13 protein-coding genes are annotated in these 15,419 nt (G+C 62.2%); 5 read left to right on the top strand and 8 right to left on the bottom strand.

Annotated features, from left to right (window positions below; genetic code table 11):
- Positions 1-88: 88 nt before the first annotated feature.
- The 3 genes from ACIQ3Q_RS10935 to ACIQ3Q_RS10945 all read right to left on the bottom strand — a co-directional run bounded on the left by ACIQ3Q_RS10935 (position 89) and on the right by ACIQ3Q_RS10945 (position 4,057).
- Positions 89-2,005, bottom strand: coding sequence for a prolyl oligopeptidase family serine peptidase (locus ACIQ3Q_RS10935; protein WP_396269147.1), 1,917 nt, complete (start codon positions 2,003-2,005; stop codon positions 89-91).
- A 151-nt stretch (positions 2,006-2,156) separates the two neighbouring features.
- On the bottom strand, positions 2,157-2,438 hold the full coding sequence (locus ACIQ3Q_RS10940; protein WP_396269108.1) for a DUF427 domain-containing protein: 282 nt from the start codon (positions 2,436-2,438) through the stop codon (positions 2,157-2,159).
- A gap of 35 nt (positions 2,439-2,473) precedes the next feature.
- Entirely contained in the window at positions 2,474-4,057 is a 1,584-nt protein-coding gene (locus tag ACIQ3Q_RS10945) for a thioredoxin family protein (protein WP_396269109.1), read from the bottom strand.
- A 192-nt stretch (positions 4,058-4,249) separates the two neighbouring features.
- Between ACIQ3Q_RS10945 and ACIQ3Q_RS10950 the strand changes: the two genes are divergently transcribed.
- The 3 genes from ACIQ3Q_RS10950 (at position 4,250) to ACIQ3Q_RS10960 (ending at position 8,278) form a co-directional block, all read left to right on the top strand.
- Entirely contained in the window at positions 4,250-4,741 is a 492-nt protein-coding gene (locus ACIQ3Q_RS10950; protein WP_396269110.1) for a hypothetical protein, read from the top strand.
- 138 nt (positions 4,742-4,879) lie between these two features.
- Entirely contained in the window at positions 4,880-6,286 is a 1,407-nt protein-coding gene (locus ACIQ3Q_RS10955; RefSeq protein WP_396269111.1) for a methyl-accepting chemotaxis protein, read from the top strand.
- Positions 6,287-6,313: 27 nt separating this feature from the next.
- On the top strand, positions 6,314-8,278 hold the full coding sequence (locus tag ACIQ3Q_RS10960) for a hypothetical protein (protein ID WP_396269112.1): 1,965 nt from the start codon (positions 6,314-6,316) through the stop codon (positions 8,276-8,278).
- On the opposite strand, the gene ACIQ3Q_RS10965 is transcribed toward ACIQ3Q_RS10960, so the two are convergent.
- From ACIQ3Q_RS10965 to ACIQ3Q_RS10975, 3 genes are all read right to left on the bottom strand, one after another.
- Positions 8,268-8,858: an NnrU family protein gene (locus tag ACIQ3Q_RS10965; RefSeq protein ID WP_396269113.1), complete on the bottom strand. Its 591-nt coding sequence runs from the start codon at positions 8,856-8,858 to the stop codon at positions 8,268-8,270. The genes ACIQ3Q_RS10960 and ACIQ3Q_RS10965 overlap by 11 nt on opposite strands.
- A 69-nt stretch (positions 8,859-8,927) precedes the next feature.
- Entirely contained in the window at positions 8,928-9,302 is a 375-nt protein-coding gene (locus ACIQ3Q_RS10970) for a VOC family protein (RefSeq protein WP_396269114.1), read from the bottom strand.
- 25 nt (positions 9,303-9,327) lie between these two features.
- Entirely contained in the window at positions 9,328-10,287 is a 960-nt protein-coding gene (locus tag ACIQ3Q_RS10975; protein WP_396269115.1) for a MipA/OmpV family protein, read from the bottom strand.
- A gap of 119 nt (positions 10,288-10,406) precedes the next feature.
- On the opposite strand from ACIQ3Q_RS10975, the gene ACIQ3Q_RS10980 reads away from it, so the two are divergent.
- Together ACIQ3Q_RS10980 and ACIQ3Q_RS10985 are read left to right on the top strand one after the other, a co-directional pair.
- Positions 10,407-11,156, top strand: a complete 750-nt coding sequence (locus ACIQ3Q_RS10980; RefSeq protein WP_396269116.1) for an SDR family oxidoreductase — start codon at positions 10,407-10,409, stop codon at positions 11,154-11,156.
- Between the two features lie 20 nt (positions 11,157-11,176).
- Positions 11,177-12,853 carry an alkaline phosphatase D family protein gene (locus tag ACIQ3Q_RS10985; RefSeq protein ID WP_396269117.1) on the top strand — a complete coding sequence of 559 codons (1,677 nt, stop codon included), beginning with the start codon at positions 11,177-11,179 and terminating at the stop codon, positions 12,851-12,853.
- A gap of 252 nt (positions 12,854-13,105) precedes the next feature.
- Here the strand turns inward: ACIQ3Q_RS10985 and ACIQ3Q_RS10990 are convergent, their stop codons facing one another.
- Together ACIQ3Q_RS10990 and ACIQ3Q_RS10995 are read right to left on the bottom strand one after the other, a co-directional pair.
- Entirely contained in the window at positions 13,106-13,639 is a 534-nt protein-coding gene (locus ACIQ3Q_RS10990) for a DUF1697 domain-containing protein (RefSeq protein ID WP_396269118.1), read from the bottom strand.
- 28 nt (positions 13,640-13,667) lie between these two features.
- The gene (locus ACIQ3Q_RS10995) at positions 13,668-15,023 is read right to left on the bottom strand and encodes a class I SAM-dependent methyltransferase (RefSeq protein ID WP_396269119.1); all 1,356 of its coding nucleotides are present in this window, start codon (positions 15,021-15,023) and stop codon (positions 13,668-13,670) included.
- Positions 15,024-15,419 lie beyond the last annotated feature (396 nt).

A 15,419-nucleotide genomic window follows, 5' to 3' on the forward strand; every position in this document is an offset into this window, starting at 1 on the left:
CGCCACCCACTCCAAAGCAAAGAGGCCCCGTGGGGCCTCTTTGTCATGGGGGCGGTCCTCATGCGGAGAGCCGCCAAAGCACTTGAGGTCAGGGCTTCAGGTGCTTGCCGAAGAAGGCTTCCATGGCCTCATAGAACTCGAAGCGGTTTTCCTCGTTGCGGAAGCCGTGGCCCTCGTTGTCCTTGACGATGTACTGCACCGTCACGCCCCGCTTCTTCAAGGCCTCGACCATCTGGTCGCTCTCGGCCTTGTTGACGCGCGGGTCCTTAGCCCCTTGGGCCACCAGCAGCGGCGTCTTGATCTTGTCGGCATGCAGCGCCGGTGAGGTGGCGGTCAGTCGGGCGTTATCTTTGGGGTCATCCGGGTTGCCCACCATGGCGTACATCTGCTGGCGGAAAGGCTCACAGTAGGGCGGGATGGTCTTCATGAAGGTGAAGAGGTTGGCCACGCCGACATAGTCCACCGCTGCCGCATACAGGTCCGGCGTGAAGGTGATGCCCGCCAGCGTGGCATAACCGCCGTAGCTGCCGCCATAGATGCCCAAGCGCTTGGGGTCGGCAATGCCTTGCTTGATCAGCCATTGCGCGCCGTCGGTGACATCGTCCTGCATCTTCAAGCCCCACTGGCCGAAGCTGGCTTCCCAGAACTTGCGGCCATAGCCGGTCGAGCCCCGGAAGTTCATCTGCAGCACGCAATAGCCGCGGTTGGCCAGGAACTGCACCTCGGGGTTGAAGCCCCACATATCACGCGCCCAGGGGCCACCATGTGGGTTGACGACGCAGGCCAGGTTCTTGGCCGGCCGGCCCACCGGCAAGGTCAGGTAGCCGGGGATCTCCAGCCCGTCACGCGCGGTGTAGCGGATGGGCTTCATCACCGCCATTTGGGCTTCCGGCAGCTTGGGGTTGAGCACCGCCAGCTTGTCCAAGGTGCCCGCCTTGGCATCAAACAAATAGCGGGTGCCTGTGGTGCGGTCGTTGTAGGCCGCGATGATGAACTTGTCTTCTGCACGGGTGCCCGCCTGCACATCAATCTGGTAGCCCGGCAGGCGCTTCTTCAGTGTGTCCATCAGCGCGGCTGTCTTGGCATCAAACACATGCCGGCCGGGCAAGTCATCCGCGTACTCGGCCGTGGTCAGCACCTTGCGCAGCTTGGAATAGGTAGCGCCACCCAGGTCCACCTTGGGGTGTTCCCACACCACTTGTTCCGCCTCAGGCTTGGCCGGGTCCCATTTCACCAAGGCCTTGAGGTCGCGGCCCCGGTTGGAGAGCAGGAACACCTGCTTGTTGTCGAAGTCAAAAAACAGCGGCTGAACCTCAGTGCGGAAATCGGTTTCGATGACCGTCTTAAAAGGTTCGGCTTCTGTCGCGCGGTAGAGGATCTTGTTGTTCACGCCGTCAGAGGCCACCGCCATCCGCACCTTGCCTTGGTGGTCGGTCACCCAGCCCAGCACATTGCCCGGGTTGCTGGCCACCAGAGTCTCGGCGCCGGTGCGCACATGCACGCGGTAGAGGTCCATGGCCTGCTTGTCGCGCTTGTTGTGCTGCACCAGCACATGGTCGGGGTCTTCCTCCAGGTTGTCGACAATCTCGGCGCGAGCACCATCGTGCGGTGTGAGGTCCACCACCTTGCCTGTGGTCACATCCACCGCCACGACGTGGAAGTTTTCGTCGCCACCAAAATCCTTCTGGTAAAGCAAGGTGCTGCCGCCCTTCCAGAAGTAGTTGTTGATGTCGCGCGCACTCTCGCGCGTCATCTGCTTGGGCGCACCAGTGGGCTTGCTGCCCTCCAGGGCCTGCACAAAGATATTCATGCGAGGGGTCGCGCCGCCGTCACCCACTGCGGGCTGCATCCATGACAGCCAACGGCCATCGTCACTCACCCGGAAATAGGCCTGGGCGGGGTTGGCAAAGAAGTCCCTGAGCGGGAAGAGCACCGTGGGCACACTCGGCTTGGGCGGCGACACCGCCTGCGCCAAGCCCGGCACCCAGGCCGCCACGGCCACCATGACGGCAGCCACACCCGAAGCGCCCATGGGCGCCTGCGTACGAGATTTCATGCACACCTCCGAGAATCTAAAGCTCGGATGCTGACAGGACGGCAAGCGCTTTGCCACCCCTCATGCGACCAACTGCAGTTTCGGCGGAATGAGTTGCCGCCTACTCCACCACCTGCACACCGCGCCCAAAGGCCACCCGGCCTTTGATCTCGGAGGCGGCCTCGGTCGGCTCTGGGTAGAACCACACCAGGTCAGTGCCCATCTCGCCGTTCACAAACAAGCTCATGTAATGCGCCTGCCCCTTCCACGCACAGCCCGTACGGTGGTTGCTGAAAGTGGTGTACTCCTTGCGTAGCGAGGCCTCCGGGAAGTAGTGGTTGCCCTCCACCACCACGGTGTCCTCACTCTCGGCGATGGTCACGCCCTGCCAAATGGCTTTCATGGTTCATTCAACCTTTGTGTTGCTAGTGTGGAGCCTCAAGCCTTGATCACGCCTTCACACACCGCCTTCTGCCCACCCTCGGTGGGCAACTTGGCGCAGACGGGGGTGATCTGTTGGCGCAAGCGCTGGATCACGTCCTTATGCTCGCCCTTGCCATTCCAGGTGGCCAGCTTCTGGCCCACGCGCTGCAAAGAGCGGGCACTGCGCTCATAAAACGCGCCTTGCTGGTTGGCGGCTTCGGTGATGAGCTGGCTGGCCGTTTGCTCAATGCGCTTGGCGTCTTGCGGTGCCATGTCGACCAAGGCACTCAGGTAGCTGGAGCCCCACTGCAAGCGGGTCGCCGGGCCTTCGCTCTTGGTGAAGGCCTGGCTGTACCAATCCAGCGCTTCTGCCGTGCGGCCTTGCCTTTTGGCATTGCCGCCCAACTGGCTCATCAGGTAGTAGGGAGAGTGACTCTTGCTCAGGTTGGCCTTGAGCAAAGCATCGGACTCCTTCCACAAACCGGCCTGGCCCAACAAGTGGGCGGCCGACGTGATGACCGCCTGGCGCTCATAGCCATCGGTGATCTCTGCATCCGCCTTGCTCACCTCGGTTCTGACCTGCTGCGTCAAGGCGTCGGCCAGCTTGGGCTGCACCGTGTCTTTGGGCAGGTCGATGCGAGCCAGCGCCACCCGGCCGATCAATGCAGACATACGGTCGGAGCGCGACAGGCTCTTGTCTGCCTGTAGGCGCTGCAAGGCTGCGTCAAAGGCGTCCACCATTTGTTTGCGCTCGGCACCGGCCTCAGGAGCCAGTCCCTTGACGATATCGGCCGCCGCATTCACGACAACATCCATCTGGGCGCGGCTGGCCACAGGGTCCGCCAACATCTTGCGAACCCTTTCGCGCAAAGCAGCGTCAGGTTTGACGCCCTTGCCTTGGTCGCTTTCCGCCAGAGACTTCAACAGCAAACGCATGGCCGTGTCGGCCTCGGCTGGCGGGCAAGCGGCCGAGAGCTGGGCCAGCAAGCCCGGGCGCTCAGGTGCGGGCACCAGTTGGGCTTCATCGGTGTCCCAGGAGTAAAAGGCCAGCATGCGCCACTCATTGGCAGTGACGGGTTTGCCCGCACGCGCCTCGGCCAACACCGTCTTGACGGGCCGCCCGCCCGCCAAGCCCATCTGCAGCACATTCATCACCATGGGGGCGTCCACCTCGCCAGGCAAGCGGGTGATCTCGGCACCGTCTGGGCTGAACAGAATCATCGTGGGATAGCCCCGCACCTTGAAGCGCGCGCCCAGCTTTTGCGCCCCTGGCAAGTCACCGTCAATGTTCACCGCCACAAAATGCTTGGCACGGTCCGCAAAGTCTTGGCGGTTGAACAAGGTGGCCTTGAGCTGGTTGCAAGGCGGGCACCACTTAGCGCCCCAGTACACCAGCACCGGCTTCTTCTCGGCCTTGCCTTGGGCAAAGGCTTTTTCGATGTCGGCATCACCCGCCGCCGCCAACCAGTTGATGGTGCTGGAAGGCGCGCTATAGCCCGCCGGGGCAGCCGCTTGAACCTGTGGGGCATAAGCCCCCGCGCAAAGCGCGACCCCCAGGGCCACGGCAGACAGTGTGAACGAAGCGGTGCGGGTCAGCATGACAGTCTCCTTGATCAGGCGCAGACAGTGGCACAAAGGGTAGTGGCCCTGACTGAGAACAAGCTGGGATTGTGCGGCCAAGTGGGTCCCCTGTTTTTGACCGGCCCCTATCTCGAAGCCTGGGGATTCCCCGAGGCCGCCCCAGATGCGGCATCATCCCCACCTTATCGCTCAGCGCCCGACCCCAAGCCTATGCACGCTCTCGCCACCCTTGCTACAGCCCTGTCCTTGTCGGCCGGCCTCTTCACTTCGGCGTGGGCCAATCCGGCCGCGGCCGACTGGCAACGCTGCCGCCAAGTCAGCGAGGCCGCCGCGCGCTTGGCGTGCTACGACAAACTGGCCGACATGGCCGTTGCACAGCCTGCCGCCCCTGTGGCCGCTGCGGCGCCTGCTGTCCCTCCCCCTGTCAAAACCCCCACCGAGCGCTTCGGCCTGGAACAAAAGGCCGCTCAAGAAGGCGCCGCCGACACCATCACCAGCGTGCTGCCCGGCGACTTCGAAGGTTGGGACGCCAAAACCAAGTTCACCTTGGCCAACGGGCAGGTTTGGCAGGTCACTGATGGCAGCCGCGCGTATTGGCCCGCCAAGAGCCCCAAAGTCACCATTCGTCGCGGGGTTTTAGGGGCCTTTTACTTGCAAGTCGAGGGACTGAACACCACCGCCAAGGTCAAGCGCCTGCAGTGAACCCCAAGGGGTCCAGACGATTGACCCGGCGCACTGCCGCTTTTCTCCCCTTTCTCGGCACCAGGTTCGCACAGACTGCGCGAACCTTGCCGCTGCCCTGCTGGCAGCGGGCACGCGCTACCGAAAGGAATGAAGGCGATGGACGCGACCAACACCCCGACCCGAATCTCAACCCGGGCAGACCGACTGATGAGTGTGGCCCTCTTGGTCTCCACGGTGATTGCCGTGGCAACGGGCTGGCACTTCAATCAGCTCAATCTTGCCTTGCTGGTGGGCTTGCCGCTGCTGGCCGTGGGCTTGGCCGTGGCCCAAGTCTTTCCGGGAAGCCTAGCCTCCCGCCTGACGCTGGCCGCCACCCTGATGAGCAGTGTGGCCTTGCACATCCAACTGGCACGCGGCATTGTGGAGTTCCACTTCGGCGTGTTCGTGGTGCTGGCTTTTCTGCTGTCCTACCGCGATTGGCGCCCCTTGCTGCTGGGCGCAGGGCTGATTGCGGTGCACCACATTGCCTTCGACCGCCTGCAAGCTGCGGGCTACGGCACTTACTGCCTCACCCAGCCCGACTTCGCCCGCGTCTTGGCCCACGCCGGCTACGTGGTTGCCCAAACGGCCTTCGAGATCTACATGGCGGTGCTGCTGCGCCGGGATGCCACCCAGGGCGACGAGCTCAGCCTGCTGGTGAGCAAGGTCCAGACCGACGCTCACATCAGCCTGGATGTGCGTGACATTGACACCAGCACCCGCGCAGCCACCGCCCTCAAGCAAGCCCTGCTGCAACTGCATGGCTCGATGGCCGCGGTGCACCAAAGCATTGGCAGCATTCAATCGGCCTCCGCCGAGATCGCGGGTGGTAACGCCGATTTGAGCCATCGCACCGAACAAGCCGCTGGCCATCTGCAACAAACCTCGTCCTCCGTGGTGGAGCTGACCAGCACCGTCAAGCAAACCGCCGAGTCTGCGCGCACCGCCAATGACCTGGCCGCCAATGCCGCACAGGTGGCCGAACGTGGCGGTGAAGTGGTGGCTGCCGTGGTCACCACCATGCAAGACATCCAGCAAAGCTCCCGCAAGATTGGCGACATCATCGGGGTCATTGACGGCATTGCCTTCCAGACCAACATCCTGGCCTTGAATGCCGCGGTGGAAGCCGCCCGCGCGGGGGAGCAAGGTCGCGGCTTTGCGGTAGTGGCCGGTGAGGTTCGCTCCCTGGCGCAGCGCTCGGCAGAGGCGGCGCGGGAGATCAAATCCCTCATCAGCGCCAGTGTCGAAAAGGTGGAGAGCGGCACCCGCTTGGTTCAAGATGCCGGCACCACCATGACCGACATCGTGGGTTCAGTCCAGCGTGTCTCGCACATCATCAGCGAGATCACCGCCGCCACCGGCGAACAGCGTGATGGCCTGGTCTTGGTGAATGACGCCGTGCATCAACTGGATGCCGTGACCCAACAAAATGCGGCCTTGGTCGAGCAGAGTGCAGCGGCCGCAGAAAGCCTGAAATCCCAAGCCAACCATTTGGTGCAGGCGGTGTCTTCGATACGCATCTGAAGCCGCTCGCGGCGGTAGCATGCCGCCATGAGCACCATCTTCGGCACGCAAGAAACCCCCAGCCACCGCCGCCCGGTGGCTTGGTATTCACCCCCGGTGCTGTGGCAGGCGGGGCGTGAGCTGCTGCAGTCCGCCAGTTTTCAGCGCAATCTGGATAGGCGCGAGACCTTCTCGCCGGTGCTGCAGCCGCTGGACTTTTCTGAGCGCAGCGCTAGCCAAGCCGAACCCTTTTGGTTCGACTTCATGTCCGACACCGGCGACGGCGGCAATGCGACCTTCACCGTGGCGCAGGCGCTGCTCAAGCGCGAGTTAGAGGTGAGCACCGGCATGGGCGGTGCAGATAGGCTCACTTTGCCTGAGGGCGAGTTGCTGATTTTGGGCGGTGATTTGGCCTACCCCACGGCCAGCCCCGAGGAATACCAGTACCGCTTCATCGAACCCTTCGCCCTGGCCCGAGACCCACAGAGCCGTTTTGTGCGCCATGACCCTGACGGCACCGCCACGGCGACACCCGGCCCGCACAAGTTCATGGCTGGCATTCCGCAAAACCACGACTGGTTTGATTCGGCCTCCACGTTTTGCCGTTACTTCGTCAACTACGACAAGGGCGCCGTTAACGGCGCGCGCACACCGCAGCGCCAAACCTGGTTTGCAGCCCGACTACCGCAGGGCTTTTGGTTCCTCGGGCTGGACTTTGCCTTGGTGGGCGACATCGACCGCCAGCAACTTGAAGCCTTCATGGCCCTGCTCAATCCCGGACGCGACGAGGGCATCCGAAAGGGCGACGATGTGCTGCTGCTCTACCCTGAGCCCTTCTGGACCCGGCCCCTGGGCGACGGCGCCTCTGCCGGCTACCCCAAGCGCTACCAGCGCCTAGAAGCCGCCATCGAAGCAGCAGGCGCGCACATCCGCCTGCGCTTGGCCGGCGACCTGCACCACTATGCCCGCGAGACGTTGGCCCGCGACCCGCTGACCCAGCGTGACAGCCATCTCGTCACCTGCGGCCTAGGCGGCGCCTTTGCCCACCCCACCCATTGCCAAGACGTGCAGGCGCCCAAGGTGCTGAACCGCGAGCCCGAGCCCCATGCCGTCAGCCCCGACTTGCAACAGCGCGTCCGCGCTGGGCGGGTGGACACCGCAGACCCCAAGCTGCCGCGGTTTGAGCCCCAGGCCGTGTGGCCCAGTGCCGCCGCCAGCCGCCAACACGCCTGGGCCAACCTCTGGGCCTTGTTTCGCATCGGCTTCAGCCGCTCACCTTTTAAGTTAGGGTTTGGCAAAACCCTGGACGAGCTTTGGAACTCCAACTTCGGCTTTGCGCTGTGCCTGGGTGTGATTTATGGGCTCAACGCCTATGTCAACTCAGGCGTGTTCCAGGCGAGCTTCGCCCAAGACGGCTTTGCGCCCATGGCCACTTTGCCCTTTGGAGATGCCGCCGTACTGTGGCTCAAAGCCATGGTCTTCAGCCCCTTTGCGGCCTTCATCAATATGGGCTTGCTGGGGGCTTGCGTGCGCATAGCCTGGGAGGGCCCCGGCCCCCAAGCCTGGCGCGTCATCAGCGGCCTGCTGCACGGCATGGCGCATGGCTTTTTGATCTTTGCGCTCTATTGGCTGAGCTGCGTGGGCCTGCAGCACGCTGGGCTAGAAGCCCTGGGCGTCAAAGACACTGTCGGCCAGTGGCTGCCCGGGCCCTGGCTGGCCACCGCTGCCGCCCTGGCCACCTGGGTCAGTGTCGGGCTGATGGGCGTGTTGGCCGGAGGGCTGCTGTTTGGCGGGTACTTAGCACTGATGTGCGGCGCTTTCGCCCAACTGCCTAACAACGCCTTTGGCTCGCTGGCCATTGCCGACTACAAAGGCTTTATGCGCTTTCGGCTCACCGAAGCGAGACTGGAAGTGTTTCTGATTGGCCTGGACAAAGTGCCCCAGCGCCCCAGCTTCAACGACCCCCTGCCCACAGGCTGGCGGGTCGTTGACCGCTTTGTGATCAAGAAGTAGGCGCCACCGCCACAAAGGGCCGCACGCCGATCAGGGCCGCATGGCCCCACATGGCAAACACGGCCCAAGCACCCGCGCCAATGGCCACGGTCAAAGACGTGGCCACTGCCGACGGGGCCTGGGCTGTGGCCACAGGTTCACGCCGCCGTGCCGAGCGAAAACACAGGATGGACCACACCAAAAAGCCGCCGAACAAGAGCAAATCGGCCAAGGTGTTGTTGGCCAAAAGGTGTGACAAGGCCCACACCTTAACGCCCAAAATCATGGGATGTTGCAGCCTCACTTTCAGCGCATTGCGCGGCACATAGGCAGCCACCAGCAACACAAAGGACAGCAGGGTCAGCAAGGCTGCGAAATGGCGCGTCCAAGTTGGCGTGTCCCACAGCACCACGGGCGCCTGTCGGGCTTGACCATAACCCCAAATGATCAGTCCTAAACCCACCGCCGAGACCACCGAGTAAATGCCCTTCCAAGCGTTCTCACCCATCGCGGCTCGTCTTGCAGTGCGCCAGTCTTCCGCAAAGATGCGCACCGAGTGAATGCCAAGAAACAGCACAAGGCCCAAGATCAATGCCTGCATAAACGCTTTCAAGGGTCGTAAAAACCATGATCTTAGCGAGAGCGGCTAGGCCAGCCTCCCGGCTTGCCATTACAAAGCGTCAGGGTACTGGCAAAGCTGCAGTTCATTACCTGCGGGGTCCAGCAGAGTGGCCACCAGGCCACCCCAAGCCTCTTGCTTTGGCGGTGAGGTGAACACCACGCCGCCGTTCTTCAGTCTGTCAAAGTCCTGTGCGAGCTGGCTCACTTTGAAGGACAGGCCCGTGAAGCGGCCCACCAAGGCCAGGTCATCAGGCGGTGCATCCGCCGCGACCGGCTCCACCACCAGTTGGCAGGCGCCCGCGTCATAGACGCAGTAACCCATCTCTGGGCTACCAAACTTCAGCGCCAAGCCAAGCTTGTTCGCATAGAACCCATGCGCGCCGCTGAGGTCGCTCACAAACACCCGGGCTGTATTCAACATCATGGTCGTCTAAGCCTTCTCATCTGTGTCAGGGCTTGCCGATATAGACCAAGCCCAATGTTGCGGTCACGCCCATGCGCCTTTCGGTCAATGGGCTGGCAGCGGCTGGGCCGAGTAAATAGGAGGCGCCAAGTGCAGCACCCGCGCGCCAATGTGGCGCAATGCGCCATGTCAGGCCTGCACCGGCACGGGCATCATGCCAACCTCCCGAGGGCTGATACACCGGCCATGGGCTGCTGGTGCCCGGCGGAATACCGTGAAAGCTGTTCATGTAGGTGGCATCTGCCGCCACCACACCCACTCCAGCGTTCCAGCGCCAAGCCGGGGCCAAGGCACCACCCCGCCCAATGTCCAAGCTCAGCACGGAGCCGCCCTTTTTGTTGGCAATGTCGGTGCTCAGGTTCAGGGCTGCGCGAGTGTCTTCGCTCACCATGTATTCACCCAACAGCCTCAATCTCAGCGTTGAGTCGACATCTGGCAGCCCCCTCAACTCGGGCGCGCTGCTGGACTTTCTCCCTCTATCCAACCTTAGCGCCGCATCAAAGCGCCACTTGCCCAACTGGCCCAGCTCCATGCTGGCCCCGGGCAGCGTGCCCTGACCACCACTGCGCTCAATCAATGAAGCCCGCGAGTTCGACAACCTGAACCGCCCATACTGAAGGCCAAACACGGGCATCAGTGTGGCTCCTTGGTCTGCACTGCCCCAATAGCTTGGCCCCAAGATCAGTGCCAAGCCCACTTGATAGTCAAACTTTGGGGGCTGGCTTGGCGTGGGCTGCGGGGGTTCTGGGGTGGGGTTGCCCTGCTCCACCGTCGCTGTCGCCGGGCCAGACGCCGCGCTGGCAGCAGTGGGTGGGGCTTGCGCCAAAGCCGCAGCACTCAGCCCAGCGGTCAGCGCCAAGGCCCCGGTCATTCGCAGAAGACGTGGGGCGGCGAGGCCGATGCTGTCGCTTGGCATGCTGGGCGACACAGAGAACAGGTGGCTCATGGATTGAGTGGTGTGCGCGAAAGGCCTGATCTTATGAACAACCCGGCTTGGCAAGCCTTAAGCCCGCTGCCAACATGGGGGTACATCCCGATCAGCCTAGACCAAGGAATGGAATGACCATGCGTTTGTCCCACAAAGTTGCCATCGTCACCGGCTCCGCCAGCGGTTTTGGTGCAGAAATTGCCCGCCAATACATCGCCCAGGGCGCCTCTGTCGTGCTGGCCGACATCAACGAGGAAGGCGCCAAAGCCCTGGCCTTGGAGCTGGGCCCGCAAGCCTTGGCCGTGCGCTGTGATGTGACCCTGCGTGCGGATATCGACGCCGCCGTGGCCGCCACTTTGGCGCATTTCAAGCGCTTGGACATCGTGGTTAACAACGCCGGCTGGACCCACCGTAACCAGCCCCTCCTGCAAGTCGACGAAGCCACCTTTGACAAGGTCTACGCCATCAACGTCAAGTCTATCTTCCACATGACCCATGCCGTGGTGCCGCTGATGCGCGAGGCCAAGGGTGGCGTCATCATCAACATTGGCTCCACCGCCGGCATCCGGCCCCGGCCGGGCCTGACTTGGTACAACGGCTCCAAGGGCGCGGTCAACGTCTTGTCCAAATCCATGGCGGCCGAACTCGGGCCCGACCAGATCCGCGTCAACTGCATCTGCCCGGTGATGGGCGTCACCGCCCTGCTCGAGTCCTTCATGGGCCTGCCCGACACCCCCGAGAACCGCCAAAAGTTCCAGGCCAACATCCCCCTGGGCCGTCTCTCCACCCCCAACGACGTGGCCCAAGCCGCCGTCTTCTTGGCCAGTGACGAGGCCTCCTTCATCACGGGTGTGGAGTTTCCGGTGGATGGGGGGCGCTGCGTTTAAGGGCTTGAAGGCGTCTCACCATGGGTCGCCCCCGCCAAACGCCTGACGCACGCGACACGCACCCTCGCCGAGCATTCTTCAGACGCTCCGGTGGCGCAGCCCTGGCCATGGCCGCTGGTTTTCCTGCGCTGGGCTTGCCGGCGAGCACCAGCAACACCGTGTTTGCGCATGGCGTGGCCAGCGGTGACCCGCTGAGTGACCGCGTCATCCTCTGGACGCGCGTCAGCCCCACGCGGCTGGACCGCCCTGCGCGAGGAACCTGGCTGGTGGCCCGCGACACAGCGCTTCAAGACATCGTGCGCAGTGGCAGCTTTGCCTCCAAGCCAGAGCAAGACTTCACCGTCAAGATCGACGCCACTGGCTTGCAGCCAGGTCAGACCTACTACTACCAGTTCAAGCACTCAGGAACGGCGTCTCCCATAGGCCGTACGCGAACACTGCCCGTGGGTGCAGTCGACAGGCTGCGCTGTGCCGTGGTGAGTTGTTCCAACTTCGCTGCGGGCTACTTCAATGCCTACGCCCGCTTGGCAGAGCGGGCCGATCTGGACCTGGTCATTCACCTGGGCGACTACCTTTACGAGTACGGCAGCGGCCAGTACGGCTCGGTACGCGCGTGCGAGCCCGGCACCGAGTTGCTCAGCTTGTCCGACTATCGCCAGCGCCACGCCCAGTACAAGCGCGACGCTGATGCGCAAGCCATGCACCGACAACACCCTGTGGTGGCGATCTGGGATGACCACGAGATGGCCAACGATGCCTGGCAAGGCGGCGCCCAAAATCACACCGAGGGCCTTGAAGGCCCTTGGTCCGCCAGAAAGGATGCAGCACTACAGGCCTATCTCGAATGGATGCCCGTTCGCCAAGTCGATAGAACGGACCCGAGCAAAAGCCAACGCAGCTTGGCTTTTGGCGACCTGATCAGCTTGATTTTGTTGGAAGGGCGACTCAGCGCGCGCAGCCAACAACTAGAAGCCACTATTCCCACCCTGCTGGGACCGGCGTTTGCCCAAACCGATGCCTTTGCCGACCCCAACCGCAGCCTCTTGGGCACCAGCCAAGAAAGCTGGCTGACCAAACAGCTGCGCCGAACGGGCACACGCTGGAAGATGCTGGGCCAGGGCGTGATGTTCGCCCAGCTCAAAGCCGTGGGCGACACCTTGGCCCAAGGCGGCGGACTATTCTTGAACAGCGACCAATGGGACGGCTATCAACCCGCTCGTGACCGCCTGTACAAAGTGATCCGCGGCCAAGACGGCGGCAAGCCCGTGCGCAACCTAGTGGTGCTGACGGGCGACATCCACAGCTCCTGGGCCGCAGACCTGTGCCAAGACCCCAACAACCCCGACCTGAGCAGCGGTGGCTACGACCCCAGCAGTGGCCAGGGTGCTGTGGCGGTGGAGTTCGTCGGCACCTCCGTCACCTCACCCGGTCTGGACGACCCCAAAGGCACCACCACGGCCTACATGCGCAGCCAGAACCCTCACTTCAAGTATGTGAACCTGGATCAGCGCGGTTATATGCTGCTGGACATCAGTCACAGCCGTGTGGTGTGTGAGTGGTGGCACGTGGCCACGGTGGCGCAAGTCGATGCACGCCAAACCATGGCCGCCGCTTTTCAGGTGCGCGATGGCGTGGGCCACCTAGAAGCTGCCGCTCAAACTGCCTCCAGAAACAATCCGCCAGCGTTAGCCCCTTGAGGGTTGCCCGGGTGAACCACGTCCATGACGTGACACTTGCGACTGCCTTTGGCGAGCACTCAACACTCCGGATCGAACATGAAGGGTCTGAGTTCTTGGGCGCAGCGGCAGCCAGCGGCTGTCTTGGCAGCCTTGGCCTCGCGAATGACCGCATGGCTGTGTCCGACACTGCTGGCATTTCACTCGGCGGGATGTGGCTCATGGCCGAGCTGGGAAAGGAGATCAAATAGTGTGTCATCGAAGCCTCTCTCCTTAAAGCCCCTCCACCAAACCAGAGAGCATGCTCGCTCTCCGCAAGGTGCTTCTGGCCTTGAGCTTACGCTCCAGCACAGCGTTCGAAAACTTGCTGCTGGATTGCCTGGTTTGGCACAGCCAATAGACCTCACGCTCACCCAACTCAAAGTCATCGATATCCGTCTTCAGCTTGTCAAACTCAGCCCGCTGTACTGCGCTCAACGGAGCTTCAAGAAAGCAGACATTGATGTCGCCCTCATCGCTGACGCGACCCTTCATGCCATCCGCCAAAGCAGAGATCGCTTTCACCTCGTCCACGCCGCGCAAGAACACCTCAGACCGAAAGCCAATAAGGGGTTCCAGCTGAAGTTCCAATGAATTTTGCAAGGTCTGTGCAGTGCTCTTTGATGCACTGAAGATGACGTTACCCGAGTTGATGTGGGTGCGAGCATCAGCATGGCCCAGGCTGTGAAAGGCCTCCGCCAGCGCGCTCATTTTCAGGAATCGACCCGTGACGTTGATGGCGCGAAGAAAGGCAATGTACGTTGGCATAGACGACAAGAGTGCCTTCAATGGGGTGTCAGCGCTTCTGATCTTCTGAGGTCAATAAACCCTGAAGACACTGCTTCCTGATCCCAAACTCCCTCATCAGGCTTTCAGCCTCTTGCCAGGCTTGCTCGCGCCGTTTGGCTTCAGCCGCGGCATGGGTGCCGCCAGGTGCGACCGTGCGGCGCAGCGCCAGGATCATCTTGTTTTTGCTGGTGGCTTCGGGCGAGATGAACTCGAAGACCTTGGTTTTGTAGCCTTGGCTTTCCAGCAGCAAGGCACGCAGGGTGTCGGTCAGCATCTCGGCTTGCTGGGTTTGGTGAATGCCGTGGCCGAGCAGTGCCTTCAGGGAGGCGGGGGCCAGCATCTGAGGCCGAATTTCTTTGTGGCAGCACGGTGAGCTGATGATGACCGCCGCTTGCGCGCGGATGCCGGTGTGCAGGGCATAGTCCGTGGCCACATCGCAGGCGTGCAAGGCAATCATCACGTCGATGCGCTCGGGCACCACGCTGCGCACATCGCCGCACACAAACTCCAAACCCTCCAGCTTCAGACCGCGGGCAATCTGGTTGGTCTGTGCCACCAGGCCTTCGCGCAGCTCAACGCCCGAAGTCTGCACGGCCAATCCGTGGCAGCTTCTCAAATGGTGGTGCGCCGCAAAGGTCAAGTAGCCCTTGCCCGCCCCAAAGTCCACCATGTGCAGGGCGCGCCCTGGCGGGGTCAAGAGGCCGGCTTCGGCTACAGCATGGTCCAAGACTTCGACAAATTTGTTGATCTGCCGCCATTTGCGCGCCATGGCGGGCACCAGTTGGCCTGACTTGTCCGTCACCCCCAAAGCCTGCAAAAAGGGCTCAGTCTGCTGAACCAAGTGCTGTTTTTGGCGCACATGGCCCAGCGCTTCGTCATCGTTTTGCGCGTCTTCGGTGCCTAAAGCACCTTCTTCTTGAGCGGATTGTTCGACTTCATCGTCCACCACGCGTGAACGCTGCAAAGCCACCTTGCCCCGCTTGGAGATCAACAACTGAAGCGTCTCGTCGCGTGTGAAGAGGTGGGCATGGCTGAAGCTCTCGCCCACCAGGGTTTGGAGTTGCTGCAGCGCCTGCGCGATGGGTGGGTTTTTGGTGATGTCCCGCGTTTTGTGCTGAAACAGCAGAGACAAGCAGGCTTGGCCTTTGAGCTGTACGCGTTTGGCGTCCACCCTTTGCAACTGCTCCGCCACCGCTGGCCCACCACTGCGGGGCTTTGACAGTAATAGGCGTTTGAAGCGAGCAGTCTCCAGGCTTTGGCTCAGGGCTTCAAAAAAGCGCTCACGCCGTGCCAAGTCGGCCAGCGCTTCAGCGGGCTCACCCAGGGTGGCAGAGGACGGATCGTTGGCACTCAATGCTGTCATGCCCCGAATTGTCCAGCAGGGCACCGTGGGCTCAAGGCCGAAGTTTTGAGCCTGTGGCAACAACGCGCCGTCGTAGAAAAAAAGAAGGACTCTGTTATTCAATTGAATTCTTTAAATTCTTAAATTGGTAGTACTGGTAGAGGGCACACTGGCCTGTGGATAAGTACAAAAACATCAATTTTTTCAATCGCTTATGAAGTTTTCAACCCTGTGCGTGGAGCCCTTGAAAGCGCCGAGACCCAACGACAACAACTTTGGCTTTGGCCTGTCGGGCTGTGGATAAGCCCCCGGATGTTCAAAAGTTGTCCACAACTCTGTGCTTTGACAGCGGTTTTTGGGCGGGGTACACCGTCACTTCGCTGCGGCTGTTGCTGCTGCGGCGGTCGGTGTTGAGCG

The sequence above is a fragment of the Ideonella sp. genome (genome assembly GCF_044358605.1).
Lineage (GTDB): Bacteria > Pseudomonadota > Gammaproteobacteria > Burkholderiales > Burkholderiaceae_C > Ideonella.

What these genes read in the sequence shown, in the direction of transcription:
- ACIQ3Q_RS10935 (WP_396269147.1), bottom strand. Translation starts at nt 2,005, where the DNA reads ATGGTGGCCGTGGCGGCCTGGGTGCCGGGCTTGGCGCAGGCGGTGTCG.
- ACIQ3Q_RS10940 (WP_396269108.1), bottom strand. Translation starts at nt 2,438, where the DNA reads ATGAAAGCCATTTGGCAGGGCGTGACCATCGCCGAGAGTGAGGACACC.
- ACIQ3Q_RS10945 (WP_396269109.1), bottom strand. Translation starts at nt 4,057, where the DNA reads ATGCTGACCCGCACCGCTTCGTTCACACTGTCTGCCGTGGCCCTGGGG.
- ACIQ3Q_RS10950 (WP_396269110.1), top strand. Translation starts at nt 4,250, where the DNA reads ATGCACGCTCTCGCCACCCTTGCTACAGCCCTGTCCTTGTCGGCCGGC.
- ACIQ3Q_RS10955 (WP_396269111.1), top strand. Translation starts at nt 4,880, where the DNA reads ATGGACGCGACCAACACCCCGACCCGAATCTCAACCCGGGCAGACCGA.
- ACIQ3Q_RS10960 (WP_396269112.1), top strand. Translation starts at nt 6,314, where the DNA reads ATGAGCACCATCTTCGGCACGCAAGAAACCCCCAGCCACCGCCGCCCG.
- ACIQ3Q_RS10965 (WP_396269113.1), bottom strand. Translation starts at nt 8,858, where the DNA reads ATGCAGGCATTGATCTTGGGCCTTGTGCTGTTTCTTGGCATTCACTCG.
- ACIQ3Q_RS10970 (WP_396269114.1), bottom strand. Translation starts at nt 9,302, where the DNA reads ATGATGTTGAATACAGCCCGGGTGTTTGTGAGCGACCTCAGCGGCGCG.
- ACIQ3Q_RS10975 (WP_396269115.1), bottom strand. Translation starts at nt 10,287, where the DNA reads ATGAGCCACCTGTTCTCTGTGTCGCCCAGCATGCCAAGCGACAGCATC.
- ACIQ3Q_RS10980 (WP_396269116.1), top strand. Translation starts at nt 10,407, where the DNA reads ATGCGTTTGTCCCACAAAGTTGCCATCGTCACCGGCTCCGCCAGCGGT.
- ACIQ3Q_RS10985 (WP_396269117.1), top strand. Translation starts at nt 11,177, where the DNA reads ATGGGTCGCCCCCGCCAAACGCCTGACGCACGCGACACGCACCCTCGC.
- ACIQ3Q_RS10990 (WP_396269118.1), bottom strand. Translation starts at nt 13,639, where the DNA reads ATGCCAACGTACATTGCCTTTCTTCGCGCCATCAACGTCACGGGTCGA.
- ACIQ3Q_RS10995 (WP_396269119.1), bottom strand. Translation starts at nt 15,023, where the DNA reads ATGACAGCATTGAGTGCCAACGATCCGTCCTCTGCCACCCTGGGTGAG.